12 protein-coding genes are annotated in these 15,845 nt (G+C 72.6%); 5 read left to right on the forward strand and 7 right to left on the reverse strand.

Annotated elements, in window-relative coordinates; genetic code table 11:
• Positions 1-246 precede the first annotated feature (246 nt).
• Positions 247-1,845, forward strand: a complete 1,599-nt coding sequence (locus tag V8690_RS06765; protein WP_338776452.1) for an FAD-dependent monooxygenase — start codon at positions 247-249, stop codon at positions 1,843-1,845.
• Between the two features lie 66 nt (positions 1,846-1,911).
• On the opposite strand, the gene V8690_RS06770 is transcribed toward V8690_RS06765, so the two are convergent.
• Entirely contained in the window at positions 1,912-2,946 is a 1,035-nt protein-coding gene (locus tag V8690_RS06770) for a hypothetical protein (RefSeq protein WP_338776454.1), read from the reverse strand.
• A 255-nt stretch (positions 2,947-3,201) separates the two neighbouring features.
• Between V8690_RS06770 and V8690_RS06775 the strand changes: the two genes are divergently transcribed.
• The 3 genes from V8690_RS06775 (at position 3,202) to V8690_RS06785 (ending at position 7,882) form a co-directional block, all read left to right on the forward strand.
• A complete protein-coding gene (locus V8690_RS06775) occupies positions 3,202-5,547 on the forward strand; it encodes a type I polyketide synthase (RefSeq protein WP_338776455.1) in 2,346 nt (781 codons plus the stop codon).
• Positions 5,502-7,175, forward strand: a complete 1,674-nt coding sequence (locus V8690_RS06780; protein WP_338776456.1) for a polyketide synthase dehydratase domain-containing protein — start codon at positions 5,502-5,504, stop codon at positions 7,173-7,175. Before V8690_RS06775 ends, V8690_RS06780 begins: the two co-directional genes overlap by 46 nt.
• Positions 7,176-7,255: 80 nt before the next feature.
• Positions 7,256-7,882 (forward strand): TetR/AcrR family transcriptional regulator, encoded by a 627-nt coding sequence (locus V8690_RS06785; protein WP_338776458.1) that lies wholly within the window; start codon positions 7,256-7,258, stop codon positions 7,880-7,882.
• Positions 7,883-7,909: 27 nt separating this feature from the next.
• Here the strand turns inward: V8690_RS06785 and V8690_RS06790 are convergent, their stop codons facing one another.
• The 5 genes from V8690_RS06790 to fmt form a co-directional block, all read right to left on the reverse strand.
• Positions 7,910-8,257, reverse strand: coding sequence for a barstar family protein (locus V8690_RS06790; RefSeq protein ID WP_338776460.1), 348 nt, complete (start codon positions 8,255-8,257; stop codon positions 7,910-7,912).
• Between the two features lie 3 nt (positions 8,258-8,260).
• On the reverse strand, positions 8,261-9,304 hold the full coding sequence (locus tag V8690_RS06795; protein WP_338776462.1) for a sugar-binding domain-containing protein: 1,044 nt from the start codon (positions 9,302-9,304) through the stop codon (positions 8,261-8,263).
• A 78-nt stretch (positions 9,305-9,382) separates the two neighbouring features.
• Positions 9,383-10,069 carry a ribulose-phosphate 3-epimerase gene (rpe, locus tag V8690_RS06800; RefSeq protein WP_338776464.1) on the reverse strand — a complete coding sequence of 229 codons (687 nt, stop codon included), beginning with the start codon at positions 10,067-10,069 and terminating at the stop codon, positions 9,383-9,385.
• Positions 10,070-10,256: 187 nt separating this feature from the next.
• Positions 10,257-11,684: a transcription antitermination factor NusB gene (locus tag V8690_RS06805; RefSeq protein ID WP_338776466.1), complete on the reverse strand. Its 1,428-nt coding sequence runs from the start codon at positions 11,682-11,684 to the stop codon at positions 10,257-10,259.
• A gap of 69 nt (positions 11,685-11,753) precedes the next feature.
• Complete coding sequence (gene fmt, locus V8690_RS06810) at positions 11,754-12,686, reverse strand: methionyl-tRNA formyltransferase (RefSeq protein ID WP_338776468.1); 933 nt, start codon at positions 12,684-12,686, stop codon at positions 11,754-11,756.
• 321 nt (positions 12,687-13,007) lie between these two features.
• On the opposite strand from fmt, the gene V8690_RS06815 reads away from it, so the two are divergent.
• Positions 13,008-13,553 (forward strand): hypothetical protein, encoded by a 546-nt coding sequence (locus V8690_RS06815; RefSeq protein ID WP_338776470.1) that lies wholly within the window; start codon positions 13,008-13,010, stop codon positions 13,551-13,553.
• Between the two features lie 135 nt (positions 13,554-13,688).
• On the opposite strand, the gene V8690_RS06820 is transcribed toward V8690_RS06815, so the two are convergent.
• Positions 13,689-15,842, reverse strand: a complete 2,154-nt coding sequence (locus tag V8690_RS06820) for a primosomal protein N' (protein ID WP_338776472.1) — start codon at positions 15,840-15,842, stop codon at positions 13,689-13,691.
• Between the last annotated feature and the right edge of the window lie 3 nt (positions 15,843-15,845).

A 15,845-nucleotide genomic window follows, 5' to 3' on the forward strand; every position in this document is an offset into this window, starting at 1 on the left:
TCCTTTCCAAGGCGGACACGACGGATTGATATGCCGGGCGGAGATGCCACGACGGCAGCAGAATCTGCGATCGCATCCGCACTCGCAAGGCGGAAACAGTGTTTCGGATGTGCAGCAAGCTGCACCACAACTTGCTGCATTCGGCGGTGATGGCCGATCGCTCACCCGGAACGGCAATCTGGTGGCGGCGGATTCCCGCAGTCTTTCACCGCATTCGGCCTCAACCTCGTAACGGAGGCGATTTCCATGTCCGTTGAGCGAGTTCCCGTACTCGTCGTCGGTGGCGCCTACACCGGGCTCACCACCGCTGTGAGCCTCGCAGCCCGCGGCGTGCGTCCCCTGCTGGTGGAGCGCCGGCCGCATGCCTCGACCCTGCCGAAGGCATGGGGCCTGAACACGCGTTCCCAGGAACTGCTCAACACGCTGCCCGGCGTGGCCCGGCGCCTGCGTGCCGCCCTGGGCGAGGCGCAGTGGCCCCGCATGAGCCACGGCGTCTCCCTGGCCGATCCGCAGCGGACCTTCCTCGACCCCGAGGCGGGACAGCCCGACCCGCAGGCGCTGTCCTCGGTTCCTCCGCTGGCCTGGGTGTCGCAGGCCCAGGTCGAGAACATCCTCCGGGTCAGCGCCGAGGAGGCCGGCGCAAACCTGCGTCTCGGCACGGAGCTGGTTTCCCTCACCCAGGACGAGGAGAAGGTCACCGCGACGCTGCGGGAGGTGTCCACCGGCCGCGCGTACACGGTCGAGGCGGACTACCTGGTCGCAGCCGACGGAAACACCAGCGGGATCCGCGACATGCTCGGCATTCCCGTCCACGGCGGCGGAACCATCGGCCACATGTACATCATCACGTTCGAGGCCGACCTGACCCGGTACGTGGAGAAGGGCGCGGTCGAGGTCATCGGCATGCCCGGCAGCGGGTCGAGTTTCATCCTGGACGGCTCGGAGCGGCACACCCTGTGGGTCGACTACTTCCCCGAGCGGGGCGAGACGCCGGAGGACTTCACCCCGGAGCGCTGCCTGGAGCGGATCCGCGCCGCCATCGGAGATCCCGAGATCGACGTCACCTTCGTCAACGCCCGCTTCTTCCCCATCAACCACAAGATGGCCGAGCGTTTCCGCGAGGGCCGCGCCTTCCTCGCCGGGGACGCCGCGCACGCCTGCCCGCCGAACGGAGGACAGGGCGGCAACCTCGCCATCCAGGACGCCTACGACCTGTCCTGGCGGCTTTCCCTGGTGCTCACCGGACAGGCCGGGCCCGGTCTGCTCGACACCTACGAGAGCGAGCGCCGTCCGGTCGTCAGCATCACCTTGGAGCGCGAGCTGGAACTGGCGAAGATCTCCGAGGGCCGGGTCCCCGCGAGTTACAACCCCGCCGATCCGCACGCGCCCATTCCCAAGCCCAAGGAATACCTGGGCTTCCGTTATCACTCACCGGCGGTCCACACGGAGGCCCACGACGACGGCAGCCTCCAGGAGGACCCGTGGAATCCGACCGGGCGCCCCGGCGGACGAGCTCCGCACGTCGTTCTCTCCGACGGCTCACGGGAGTTCTCCACGCACGACCTGTTCGGTCGCGGCTTCGTCCTGCTGGCCGGGCACGAGGCCCCTGGATGGGTCGCCGCCGCGGAGAAGGTGGCCCGCAGTCTCGGAGTCACTCTCACCGCGCACCGGATCGGTGACCGCCTGGCCGACAGCGAGAACGCCTGGTGCGACCGGTACGGCGTCGAACCGGCCGGCGCCACACTGATCCGACCGGACGCCGTCGTGGCCTGGCGCGGCAAGCGGGCCGCCGACGATCCGGAGGGCGACCTCACGACCGCCCTGAACGCGATACTCGCCCGCTGAGCCGCACCCGGACGCGGCACGGCTCCGGGTGCCGACGGGCCACCCGGAGCCGACGGGCCGTACCCCTCAGGCCACGCGGTGATTCGCCGCGGACATCCCGGAGCCGGACTCGAGCATGTGGTCGCGGACGATCCACCCGGCCTGGAAGCGGCTCTGCGCGCCCAGATCACCGAACATCTCCGCTATGTACTTCCGGCATGTCCGCACCCCGATGCCCAACCGCCGGGCCACCACTTCGTCCTTGTAACCCGCCGCGAGCAGCTGGACGATCGCGGTCTTCGTCTCCTGGGTCAGGCAGTCGGGGATGCGGTTGCTACCGCCCGTTCGCCCAAAGGCCACGCTCGTCGCCCAGGCGCTCACGGCCATGTGCACGATGAACTCGACCAGGGCCCCGTGCTTCACCATGTGGGCCCTGCCGGTGTCTTCGCCATCCAGCAGGAACGCCACGGAGCGGTCGAAGACGATCAGGGGCGGTATGGACGCGGCGGTGGTCCGCACCTCGCCACCCGACGCCGAGATCCGTTCGGCGCAGTGGCGCACCTCCGCGTCGTAGCGGGACAGGTGCGGGAGCAGCACTCGTACGCCGACCGAGGAGGGGATCCGCCCGGAGTCCTCAAAGACCATGTCCCGGGCGAGCGCCGGGGCCCCCTGTCCCAGGGGCTGCACGGCGAACACCTCCTCGGTGCACCGCGCCGCGCAGCCCTGGAGCAGCTCGCGGATGTCGGAGACCCCCTCGACCGTGACCACGGGGCTGGCGCCCGGGCCCTCCGGGCCGTCGGCGCTGAGGCTGGAGAGTGCGTTGAGCTGCTCACGGATGCCGTCCAGCTGGGCCTGCCAGGCGTCTATGACACCGGAGAGGGGCTCGGCGTACTGGAGCTTGGCGGTCTCGGGATCGACCGCGATCCAGTCGCTGCGGTCCTCGGCCCTGGATCGGGCCAGCTTCATCTTTCGCAGCCTGGCCAGCACACGTTCCGTCCGGCCGGCGCCCCATCCGAGACCGCTCGCGAGTCTCTCGAGCCTGGCCCCACCGGAGGCGACCAGGAACTGATAGGCCGTCAGTTCCTCTTCGCCCATGAGCGGTACGAGCTGGGTGATGTCCACAGCACTCCCCCTAACCAACTTCGGAAACTGCGAAGCAAGAATAAACATAGGCACAGTTATGAACGCAAGTCCAAATTTTTGCCCCGAGTGCAGAAAGGTCAAGCGACCTCAAAGTGGGCGATTCTGCCGGTCCGAGGCCCAAGCTCTCGTGAAGAGTGTGAGGGGATCCCAGGCGAATAATGGTCGCGAGTGTATTTTTGGATCCCGACTTGATCGATCATCTGACTCGCCCACGACTGAAGCCTGGAGTCGTTTATGCGTCCAGAACCCTCGAGCCCTGCCCCCGTGGCGATCGTCGGCATGGGGTGCCGGTTACCGGGGATCGGGAGTGTCGACGAGCTGTGGGACGTCCTCGTGGCCAACACCGACACCGTGACCCCGGTCCCCCACGACCGCTTCGATGTCGGCGCGTGCCACGACACCGCCCCCATGACCCCCGGCCGGACCGTGTCCCGGCACGGCGGCTTCCTCACCGACCCCTTCGAATTCGATGCGGCGTTCTTCGGCGTCTCCCCCGCGGAAGCACGCGACATGGACCCGCAGCAGCGGCTCCTGCTGCACGTGGTGTGGGAAGCCCTGGAGTCGGCCGGGATACGCCCCTCCCTGCTCGCCGGCAGCCGGGGCGGCGTGTTCGTCGGGCAGGCGACGTCCGAACACGCGGACACCGACCCCCGCGCCCACGAACCGGACGTCCGCGGCATGGTCGGCGGCCGGCTGCGCGCGGTCACCGCCGGCCGCGTCTCCTACGCCCTCGACCTGCGCGGACCGAGCGTCGTACTGGACACGGCCTGCTCCTCGTCGCTGGTCGCCGTGCACGCGGCACGGCAGAGCCTGCTCACCGGCGAGAGCGACCTGTGCCTGGCCGCGGGCGTCAACGTCGTCCTGTCCCCGCACGACGCCATCGCCTATTCCCAGGGCGACATGCTCTCCCCCGGGGGTCGCTGCCGCTTCGGCGACGCACGCGCCGACGGGTTCGTCCGCAGCGAGGGCGTGGGCGCGGTGGTGCTCAAGCGACTGGACGACGCGGTCCGCGACGGCGACCCCGTGTGGGCGGTGCTGCTCGGCAGCGCGGTCAACAACGACGGCGCGGGCAGCGGCCTGTTGATCCGCCCCTCCGAGCACGGCCAGGCCGACATGCTGCGCGAGGCCTGCGCCAGTGCCGGCGTCAAGCCCTCCGAACTCGACTACGTCGAAGCGCACGGCACCGGAACGAACGTCGGTGACGGAGTGGAGCTCCGGGCGCTCGCCGAGGCCGCCGGGGCGGGCCGGCCCACGGACCGGCCCCTGCTGACCGGATCGGTCAAGACCAACCTCGGCCACACCGAGGCCGCGGCCGGCATCGCCGGTCTGCTCAAGGCGGCGCTGATACTGCGGCACGGTGTCGTTCCCGCGTCGCTGCACCTCGACGAGCCGCACGCCCTGCTCGCTCAGGACGACTTCCCCGTACGCGTGGTCACCCGCAACCGGCCTCTGGCAGCGGCCGGTTCACGCGCCCTGGTCGGCGTCAGCTCCTTCGGTCTGTCCGGCACGAACGCCCACGCGGTCCTCGGCGCCCACATCCCCGCCCCGGCGCCCGCGGAGACGGCCGAGACCGACGGCACCGCTTCGGACGCCGGCCCACATCTGCTCGTGCTCAGTGCCCGGACCCCCGGATCCCTCCGTCGCCTCGCCGAGCGCTACGCCGCCTACCTCGCTCCCCACGGGGCCGGACGCAGGTACCGGCTCGGCGACATCTGCTCCGCGGCGGCCACCGGGCGCGACCACCACCCCCACCGGCTGTGGGCCGTGGGCGACGACCACGACTCCCTGTCGCAGCGGCTGTATGCCCTCGCCGCCGGGGAGGCGCTGCCCGACGGCGGGACGGCCGACGCGGGCCTGTCGGGTGACAAGGACGTCGCGTTCGTCTTCTCGGGGCAGGGCGCGCAGTGGGCCGGCATGGGCCGGGGACTGTACCGGTCCTCGCCCGCCTTCCGGAGGACGTTGGACGCCTGCGACGGTGCGGTGCGCCGGGAGCTCGGCTGGTCCCTCGTGGACCGGCTGATGTCCGACGACTCCGAGTTCCCCACCGACGTGGCGATCGTTCAGCCCGCCCTGTGGGCCGTACAGGTGGCGCTCGCCGCCGCCTGGCGCGAGCACGGCGTGGAGCCGGGTCTGTGCATCGGGCACAGCATGGGAGAGGTCGCGGCCGCCCACGCCTGCGGCGCCCTGTCGCTCGACGACGCGGCCGCGGTGATCTGCCGTCGCAGCCGGCTGATGCAGCGCGCGGCGGGGCAGGGCGCCATGCTCGCGGTCGAGCTGTCGCCCGACCGGGCACGGCGGTACGCCGAGCCCCACGGGGAGTCGGTGTGCGTGGCGGTCGAGAACGCCCCCGACACCACCGTCCTGGCGGGCGACCCCGGGCCCCTCGCGGCCCTCCGGGCCGAACTGGAGGAGAGCGGAGTCCTGTGCCGTGCGGTGAAGGTGAACGTGGCCTCGCACTCGCCCCAGATGGACGCGCTGCGCGAGGACCTGCTGCGGGAGCTGGCCGGCCTCTCCCCGCCTCCGGCACCACGCGCATGGTCTCCACCGTCGACGGATCCGAGATCGAGGGCTTCGAACTGACGGCCGCCTACTGGATGGACAACCTGCGCCGCCCCGTACGGTTCGCCGACATCGTACGGAAGGCGGCTCAGGAGGCGGAGCACGTCTTCCTCGAGGTCAGTCCCCATCCGGTCCTCGTCGCGGCCGTGGACGACACCCTGGGCGGCGGCGACACCGGCGCCGCGGCGGTGGCCTCCCTGCGCCGCGCGTGCGACGAGACCGCCGAACTCGCCCGGGCGGCCTGGCTCTTCGCCCAGGGCGGCCGGGTGGACTGGCTGCGCTGGTACGGCGACGGCCCTCGGCACGTGCCCTCGCTTCCCACCTATGCCTGGGACGCGGTCCGGTTCCGGCGCGAGGCGGCCGCGCCTGTGGGCGGGCACCGCTCCCCCGCCTCCAGGGTCCGGCAGCTGGATCTCGCGTCCTGGGCCGCGACCGACGACTGGGGTGACGGCGTGGCGGTCGGCGGAATCGCACCCGTGCCCCCCGTCGTGTATCTGGAGGCGCTGCTGGAATCGGCGCGAGAGGCGGATCGCGGCACCTCGTTCGAACTGCGGGACGTGCGGCTGGGCGACACGTACGTGCCCCTCGACGCGGCTGGGGAAACGATCCTCCGGGTAGCCCTCGACGGACACCCGGACGGGGACGGACCGGGCCGCCCGGCGACCGTGCACGCCGTGATCGGAGACGCCCTCGCCCCCGTCCACTGCGCCTCGGCCCGGGTCGTCGTCGTGGACGGCGGCGATGCCGCCCCCGTGGACCCGGACGCCCTCGACTCCGCGCTCGCACGGTGCCGGGAGTATCTGGGAGCACAGGACTTCCCGGACTTCGCGCGGCGCCAGGGCTACGACGTCGCGGAGCCGTTCCGGGCCGTGGCGCACCTGTGGCGGCGCGACGGCGAAGCCGTGGCTCTCGTACGGCCGGCCGAGCCCCTGCCCCGGGCCGGCTGGGAGAGGGGCCTGCAGCCGGTCCTCGCGGCCCGGCCGGGGGCCATGTCCGGCGAGGGCACCGCGTACGTTCCCGAGTCCTTCGACTCGGTGCGTCTGTATGGCGAGCCCGAGCGGGAGTTCTGGAGCGTGAGCAGCGTGCGCGCGGAGGGCGGCGGAGCCCGGCTGGTGGCCGATGTCCTCCTGATCGCCCCGGACCGTCGCGTCCTGGCCCGGTTCTCCGGGATCCGCTTGCGGCGGCTCGCCGGTACATCCCCGGCGACCACTCCGCTGGCACAGGTGTCCGCCTTCGTGTCGGCGGTCTCCGGGCAGTGCGCGGCCCCCCTCACCAGCCTGGTCAGAAAGGTCACGGAACCCTTGGGGGCCGGCTTCCTCACCGGCCTGCTGCCCGCCGGCCCGGCCGGGAGTCATCACCCCCACTCCAGCAGGCCGCCCCGCATGACCGCCCCCGGTTCCAGGACCCCGCGGACGCACTGGTCGAGATCTCCGCGGCACTGCTGGGCATGCCCGCGTCGGACCTCGACGAGCACCGGTCGTTGCGCGAGCTCGGGCTCGACTCCCTCATGGCCTCCCAACTGCGGCAGCGCCTGCGCCGCGGGCACGGCATCGACATCACCGCCAGGCCTCCTGGGCACGGAGAGCGTCGCGGGCCTGCGCGAGAGCCTGACCCGGTCCGACGCGCCGACCGGCCGTAGACATGAGTAGGGTCGGCACACAAACTTGCACCATGGTATAAGAAACTATCGCCGGATACGACGGCCGCGACCCGAACGGAAGGGGACCCCATGGACGCGCGCGCGACAACGACGACGCCGCCGGTCGGCCGCCGGGAGCGCAACAAGCAACGGGTCAGAGAACGTCTCTACATGGCCGCGGTCGAGCTCTTCGTGGAGAAGGGGTACGACCAGACATCCATCGACGAGATCGCGGAGCGGGCCGATGTGGCACGTGGCACCTTCTTCAACTACTTCCAGCGCAAGGAAGACATCATCGGCGCCTGGGGAGAAAGGAGGCGTGCCGCACTCGTGACGGGCCTCGAAGAGAGCGGCGCGTTCACTCCCGGCTCGATCGCCAGGCTCCAGCAGTGCATGGCGGTCCTCGTGCGGATCAACCAGGAGGAGCCCCGGCTCACCACCGCCATGCTCACCGCCTGGGTCAAGGCGGGCCGACCGATCCTGGAGGAGCCGTATGTCGCGGAGGTGTTCGCCTCGATCGTCGACAGCGGGATGGTCCAGGGCGAGCTGAACCCCGGAATGTCGCCCATCGGTGTCGGCAACGTGCTGCGGGACGTCTACCTCGGCGCGCTCTACCGCTGGGCCAGCCAGTCACCGAACACGACCCCGCTGGCCGAGGAACTGCAGCAGATCCTGCAACTCCTCCTCGACGGCATGACCGCGCCGAAGACGCCCTGAAGAGCTGTCCGGGCGGGCCGGCAAACCTCAGGCGGAGCCGCCCGGGGCCAGCGCGACGGTCAGGGCGGGCACCCGGTGCGCAGCCTCGCCGAGCACCTCCCGGAGGGTCTCCCACTCCTCCGCACGCGTCTCGGCGTACCGCTGCCAGTCGCGTACGACGATGAGCAGCCCCTTCGCCGCGGCGCCCTCGGGCCAGACCGTGGGGTCCGCCAGGCTGTCGGCCAGTGCGTCCCAGTTGCGTCCGAACCAGTCGGGCAGGGCCAGGTCACGGGCGCAGCGGTCCATGAGACCCGCCTTGTCCGTGACCCCGTCGAGGTCCAGGACGATCACGATCCCGCCCGCCTGGTCGTGCACGTCGTACGCCTGGCCGGCCACCGGTCAGGCTCCGTCCGGGTCGGACCGGTTGAGCGCCGACTTCGGGGCCGGTCCGGCCGTCATCAGGTAGTCCGCCGCGGACGTGTCCGTCACCAGGCTGGTGACGAGCCCGGACCGCAGCACCGCGTCGATCGCGGGTCCCTTGCGCTGCCCGCCCGCGATCGCCACGACCTCGGGGATACGGCGGAGCTGCTCGGCCTTCACGGTGATGCACCGCTCGCCCAGATCCCGGCCGACCCTTCGGCCCTCGGCGTCGAAGAGGTGCGCGGACATCTCGGCGGCGACACCGAGGGAGGCGTAGTGCGCGCGCTCCTCGTCGGAGAGCATGTCGTGCACCGTGGAGATGCCCGGCTCCCAGGAGCCGATGGAGACACAGGCGACGGTGACCTTGTCGAAGTGCTCGAAGGCCCGGGCGATCCCCGTCTGGTTGCGCAATGCCGTGGCCGTGGCCGCGTCGGGCAGCAGCATCGGCGCGTAGATGGGGTGCGCGTCACCGCCGGACACCTGGGCGGCGCGGCGTACCGCCTCGACGGAGCCTCGCTCGGCGGTCCCGGCGTCGTACACGCCCGTCAGCTGCACCACCGTGCACGGCGGCAGCCGGTCGAGCGCCGCCGCCATGTGGATGGTGGAGCGGCCCCAGGCCAGGCCCAGCACATCACCTTCGTTGACCAGCTCGCCGAGCAGGTCGGCGGCCACTTCTCCCAGGTTCTCGGGGTCGGGTGACTCCTCGGCCTCGGCCGGGGACTCGACCACGACGGCGTGCCTGAGGCCGTAACGGGCGCGGAGCGCGTCCGAGCGCTCGGCGTCCAGCTCCGCAGGCACACGGATCTCGATACGTACGAGATCCCGTTCGAGGGCGGTCTCCAGGACCCGGGCCACCTTGAAGCGGCTGACGCCGAACTCCTCCGCGATCTGGATCTTGGACTTCCCCTCGAGGTAGAAGCGGCGGGCCATGGCCGCCGCCTGCACCAGCTCAGCGGGTCCCATCCGCATGGCTGACCGGCCCGCCGACATACCCGACACGGCGATCTCCTCACTGCTGTTCACACTCTGGATTCGCCGTTCATCCTTGCAGATCCGGCGCGGTTGATCAGCCCTGATGAGAGCCGTTCACTTTGCTGTGGCTCAGTGGTCGCAGGCCCAGGAGGCCTTGGCGGTGGCCGCCTCGGCCTGCATGCGTAGTGCACGTACCGCCTCGGCCGGGTCGTTTGCCCCGTAGACCGCCGATCCGGCCACGAAAACGTCGGCTCCCGCGTCCGCGCACCGCTCGATAGTGGAAGCGGAGACTCCGCCGTCGACCTGGAGCCAGAGCTCCAGTCCGTGCTTGCCGATCAGCTCACGGGTGCGCCGAATCTTCGGAAGCATGATGTCGAGGAAGGCCTGTCCCCCGAAGCCCGGTTCGACCGTCATGATCAGGAGCATGTCGAGCTCGGGGAGCAGGTCCTCGTACGGCTCGATGGGGGTCGCGGGCTTCAGTGCCATGGAGGCGCGGGCGCCCTTGGCGCGGATCTCCCGGGCGAGCCGGACCGGGGCGGCGGCCGCCTCGACGTGGAAGGTGACGGAACCGGCCCCCGCTTCGACGTACTGGGGCGCCCACCGATCAGGGGCCTCGATCATCAGATGGCAGTCCAGCGGGGTGTCCGTCGCACGCGCCAGCGACTCCACGACCGGCACGCCGAGCGTGAGGTTCGGGACGAAATGGTTGTCCATGACGTCGACGTGGAGCCAGTCGGCTCCCTCCACGGCCTTCGCCTCGTCCGCGAGGCGGGCGAAGTCGGCGGACAGGATGCTGGGGTTGATCTGCACGGCCATGAACTAAGACTGCCATGCCCTCCGGCGGTTGTGGCCATCGGTCCCGGGTGGGGGACGGTTGTACGGCGGCTGCGGGCCGTGTGTGGTGGCTCGCGCCCACTGGTCCGGGACGCACTGCACGCCGTGCCGGACGCCGACACCCGGGTGTGCGGTGGTACGGCGACCCGGGCGAGCGTCGGACCGGGAGTCAGCCGGTCCGGCGGATGAGCGCCAGGTACATCGCGTCGGTCCCGTGCAGATGCGGCCACAGCTGCACGTCGGGCCCTTCGCCGAGGTCCGGTACGCCGGGCAGCAGCGGACGGGCGTCGAGGAGCTCGGTGTCCGGGTGCTGCTTGAGCACGTCGGCGACCACGGCCCGGGTCTCGGCGAGGTGCGGCGAGCAGGTCGCGTAGCCCACGACGCCGCCGACCCGCACCGACTCCAGGGCGGCGCGCAGGAGGCCGCGCTGCAACGGCGCGAACCCCTCCAGGTCCTCCGGCCTGCGCCGCCAGCGTGCCTCAGGGCGGCGCCGCAGGGCACCGAGCCCGGTGCACGGCACGTCGACCAGCACACGGTCGAAGCTGCCGGGCCGCCAGGCCGGACGGGTCCCGTCGGCGGCGATCACCTGGTACGGCCCGGGGTTCCCCTCCAGAGCCCTGGCCACGAGCCCCGCGCGGTGGGTCTGCTTCTCGGAGGCGACGAGCATCGCGTCCCGCTGGGCCGCGAGGGCACCGAGCAGCGCGGCCTTGCCGCCGGGTCCCGCACACCCGTCCAGCCACCGACGGTCGGGCCCCTCCAGCGGCGCGTTGGCGAGGGCGAGCGCCACCAGCTGGCTGCCCTCGTCCTGCACGCCCGCGCGTCCCTCCCGCACGGCCGCGACGGCGCCCGGCTCACCGCCCTCGGTCAGCCGCACGGCATACGGCGACCAGTGGCCCGGCACGGCGGCGTCCTCTTCGAGCAGTTCCTCGGCGGTGGCCCGCCCGGGCCGCGCCACCAGGGTCACCTCGGGCCGCTCGTTGTCGGCACGCAGCAGGTCCTCGATGCCGGCACGGCCGCCGCCGAGGGAATCCCACAGCGCCGACACGACCCACCGCGGATGCGAGTGGACGACGGCGAGATGGTGCTCGGGGTCCTCGTCGTAGGGCGGCGCGATCCGCTCCAGCCAGCCGTCCAGATCATGCTGCGCGACCTTCCGCAGCACGGCGTTGACGAACTTGGCCCGCCCGTCGCCGAGCACGACCCGCGCGAGCTCGACGGTGGCGGACACGGCCGCGTGGGTCGGGATCCGCGTCCCGAGCAGCTGATGCGCACCGAGGCTCAGCACGTCCAGCACCGGCGGGTCGACCTCCCGCAGCGGCCGGTCCACGCAGGCCGAGATGACCGCGTCGTACGTCCCCTGTCGCCGCAGCGTGCCATACACCAGCTCGGTGGCGAGCGCCGCGTCCCGGGTGTCGAACGTCTCGGGCCCCTCCTTCTCCCGCGCCTTGCGCAACAGCGGCGGCAGAACGAGGTTGGCGTAGGCGTCCCGCTCGTCCACGGCCCTCAGCGCCTCGAAGGCGAGGATGCGGACGGGGTCCTTCTTGGGCCGACGGTAGGGCTTGCCGGACGTACGGGGCCGACGGGGCTGGGCGCTCACGAAAAAGGTGCTCCGGGTGTGAGAAGAAGTGCGCCGTCCAGCCTACGCCGCCCCGGACGTGTCACCGCGTCAGCCCCCGAGCCGCTCGCCCTCGGCGATCCGCACCCCGCGCGCCCAGTCCGCCGCCCGCATCGGCTTCTTGCCCTGGGCCTGCACCCAGATCAGCTCGACGGCGTACGAGCCGCTGCCGACGTACACGTTGTTCTTCCCGGCGGAGATCTGCCCGGGGGCGAGATCCGTCCGGTCCGGCACCGGGGTGACCTGGATGAGCTTGAGCCGCTCGCCGCGGAAGGTGGTCCAGGCGCCGGGAGCCGGGGTGCAGCCCCGCACCATCCGGTCGACGCGCAGCGCGGGAGCGTGCCAGTCGACACGGGCGTCCTCGACGTTGACCTTCGGGGCCAGGCTGACCCCCTCGGCCGGCTGCGGTACGGCCTTCAGCGTGCCGTCCTCGATGCCGTCCATGGTCGCCGCGAGCAGCCCGGCACCGGCGAAGGCCAGCCGCGTCAGCAGATCCCCGCTGGTGTCGGTGGGCCGGATCTCCTCGGTGACCGTCCCGTACACCGGCCCGGAGTCGAGCCCCTCCTCGATCAGGAAGGTGGAAGCCCCGGTGATCTCGTCCCCGGCCATGATGGCGTGCTGCACGGGCGCGGCACCGCGCCAGGCCGGCAGCAGGGAGAAGTGCAGATTGACCCAGCCGTGCACGGGGACGTCGAGGGCGACCCGGGGCAGCAGCGCGCCGTAGGCGACGACGGGACAGCAGTCCGGCCCGATCTCCCGCAGCCGCTCCAGGAACTCGGGGTCCTTCGGCTTCGCGGGCTTCAGCACCTCGATCCCGGCCTCCTCCGCCCGCTCGGCGACGGGCGACGCTACGAGCCTGCGCCCCCGCCCGGCCGGCGCGTCGGGCCGCGTGACGACAGCGGCCACCTCATGCCGCTCAGAGGCGAGAAGAGCGTCCAGAGCGGGAACGGCGACCTCGGGTGTACCGGCGAAGACGAGCTTCATGGGGTGGTGGGGGCCTCTCGGGGCGGGGGTCGATGACGGGCAGCACACAAGTCTATGAGCCCCGCCGCGGAAAGCCGCCGACGGCGCTCATCCCCCACGGGAGAGGCCACTCGGCGGAGAGTCACGGGTGGTGCGAGTGGGAGACGAAAGCCGAAGGCCGAAGGCCGAGGCGCACGCCCCGCGCAAACGGGCGCACGCATATGCCTCCACGCCCCCACACCGTGACCCGCGGAGCGGATCCGCGTTGGTCAAGACAGAGTTGACCACACCGGGCCGCGATCGCGGCCCATTCCTTTCAACGCCGGTTCGAGAGGCTTGTTCATGGCCGACCACGCAACCCACGACGCCCAGGCTCGGGCCAGCCTGCACTTGCTGGTGCGGGACATCGAGCGGGTCCGCCGGCAGGTGGACGCACTGCGCACACTCACCGCCCAGTTGGGCAACGTCTACCGCCCGCGCCGCTCCGGCCCCTCCACGGGCTTCGTCGTCTACGGACGCGCCCCCGCCCCGACGGTACGTCTCGCCCAGGAGCTGCGGGACAGTGTCGAGACACTGGTCACGGCGGCCGTGGACTTCGACCGCTCACTCGGCTTCTCGTGGGACGCGGTGGGCTCCGCGCTGGGAGTCACCAAACAGGCGGTCCACCGCCGTTACGGCGCACGCCGTGCCACGGCCCAGCCGGCCGCGGCCGAGGCGGAGCGCGCTCCGGAGCCGACAGGCTCCCGCACGGTCGGTGTGAACAGCGGCCTTCCCACGGTCCCGACAGTCCCGGCGGCCCGCTCCATGCCCACCCAGCCGACGGCGGGCAGCCCGGCACTCCGCGACGAGGCCAGGCCGACGGCCTTCCCCGGCCCGCGCAACGGCTGAGCCACCCCTCCCCTCCCCGTGCCCTGCCCTCCCGGAACGCCTCCGGGAGGGCAGCGGCGTATCCGGACGCCGCCGTGCCGGAAGACTGCCGTCCCTCCGAACCGAACCGCCCCCCGCCGGACCTCCGGCAACGGCTCACCCGATGTCGGCCGGATCGATCCGCACCCAGACCCCACTCCCGCCGCCACTCCCCCGAGCCATCCGCGCGGCCTGCGCGGCCTTCAGCGCGGCGGCCAGCGCGGCGCCCTTCCCCGGCGGCACCCGGATCAGCGCCCTTAGCCACTGCACCCCGGGCGGCGGCGCCCCCGGCCGCCGCGGTCGCCCCGCTGCGGCCACGGGCAACGGCACCGGCCCCAGCACCTCGGCTTCCCGCGGCAGTTCGGCCGCACGGAGAAACTCCGCCACCGCTTCCGCCGGCCCCGACACGGCCGCCATCCGCGACACGGGCGGGAACCCCAGCTCGGCCCGCTCGGCGAGTTCCCGCACCGCGTGACCGACGGGGTCCCACCGTACGAGCGCCTGGACGGGCCGCAGCGTCGGCTCGGCCACGACCACCACGGTGCCGCCGGCCGGCTGCGGCCGGACGAGGGAGCCGGCCGCGATCCACCGCCGCAGCGCGTCCTCCCCGGCCCGCAGATCGGGCCGCCCGAGCATGGCCCACCCGTCCAGCAGCAGCGCCGCCGCGTACCCGCCCTCGGCGACGGGCTCGGCCCCCGGCGTGCTCACCACCAGCGCGGGCGCCCCCGGCACCGTGTCGAGCACGTGTTCACGACCGGAGGTCCGCACCGGAACGGCGGGGAAGGCCCGTCCGAGTTCCTCGGCGGTCCGCCGCGCACCCACCACCGAGGCGCGCAGCCGGAAGGCACCGCACTCCGGGCAGTGCCAGCCGCCCTCCTCACGGCCGCACCACGCGCAGCACAACGCACCGCCGTCCCGCGTTTCCAGCGGCCCGGAGCACTGCCGGCACCGCGCGGGCGCCCGGCAGTTGGCGCACGCCATGCGCGGCACGTATCCCCGCCGGGGCACCTGCACCAGCACCGGACCGTGCCGCAGCCCCTCGCGGACGACCTGCCAGGCGAGGGTCGGCAGCCGGGCGGCCCGGGCGGCCTCGTCCCGCGCGAGGTCCCCGTCCCCGACAGTGCGGACGAGCGGAGCGGCGGCGCGCACCTGCTCACGCCCGGCGACCAGCGGGCGCGCCCACCCGGTCTCGACGAGCTGCGCGGCCTCCACCGTGCAGCCCCAGCTGCCCAGCAGGAAGCCGCACTTGTCCTGGGCGGCCCGCAGCAGCAGCACCTCACGCGCGTGGGGCTGCGGGGCGTGCTGCTCGCTGTGGCTGTCGTCCCCGTCGTCCCAGATGGCCACGAGCCCGAGATCCTGGACCGGTGCGAACATCGCGGCCCGGGTCCCGATCACGGCCCGTACGGAGCCCCGCCGGACCGCGAGCCACTGCGCGTACCGCTTCTCGGGCCCCGCGTCGGCGGTGAGCACCGCATGCCGCCCCTCCCCCAGCAGGGCGGTCAGGGCAGCGTCGACCCGCGCGACCGCCCGCCCGTCGGGCAGGAGGGCGAGGGCCCCGCGACCGGAGGCCAGCGTCGCCACGACGGCCCGGGCGATATCCTCGCTCCACTCCGGGCCGGGCAGCGCGTTCCACACGGCCCGTGGCGCGCCGCCGGAGGCCAGCGACTCCAGGAAGGCCGCTCCCCGCTCGTACCGCTGCCAGGAGCCCGCTTCCGGCGCCGGGGGCGGCGGCAGCGGTGCGGGCGAGGGGCGCTGCTCGGCCCGGGCGTTGCGCGGCGGCACGGCGAGTTGCAGGACGTCGGCGAGGCTGCCCGCGTACCGGTCGGCGACCGCCCGGGACAGTCCCAGCAGTTCCTCGCTCAGCACCCGCTCGGGCGACACGACCTGGGCGAGGGCGGCCAGCGGCCCCGAGTAGTCGGACTCGGGCAGCCGCTCGACGAGGAACCCGTCGATCAGGCCGCCGCCCTCGCGCCGTCCTTCCCTCACCCGGTGCCGCCCGGCTCCGAACCGCACCCGCACCCGCACGCCCGGCTGGGCCTGCTCGTCCAGCTCCTCGGGCACGGCGTAGTCGAAGTACCGGTCGAGGTGGAGCACGCCCTTGTCGACGAGCACCCGCGCGACGGGCAGTTCCTTGGCGAGCGCGGCCCCCCGCCAGGTCCGCGGCTTGGCCCGGGGCGTCTTGGCCTTCCGCACACTCTCCCGGATGAGCGCGAGCTGCTCGGGCGGTGCACCCTCCGCGCCGCCGCCCGCCTGTTCGTTCTCGCTGCTCACGCT

The sequence above is a fragment of the Streptomyces sp. DG1A-41 genome (genome assembly GCF_037055355.1).
In the GTDB taxonomy this organism is placed as follows: Bacteria; Actinomycetota; Actinomycetes; order Streptomycetales; family Streptomycetaceae; genus Streptomyces.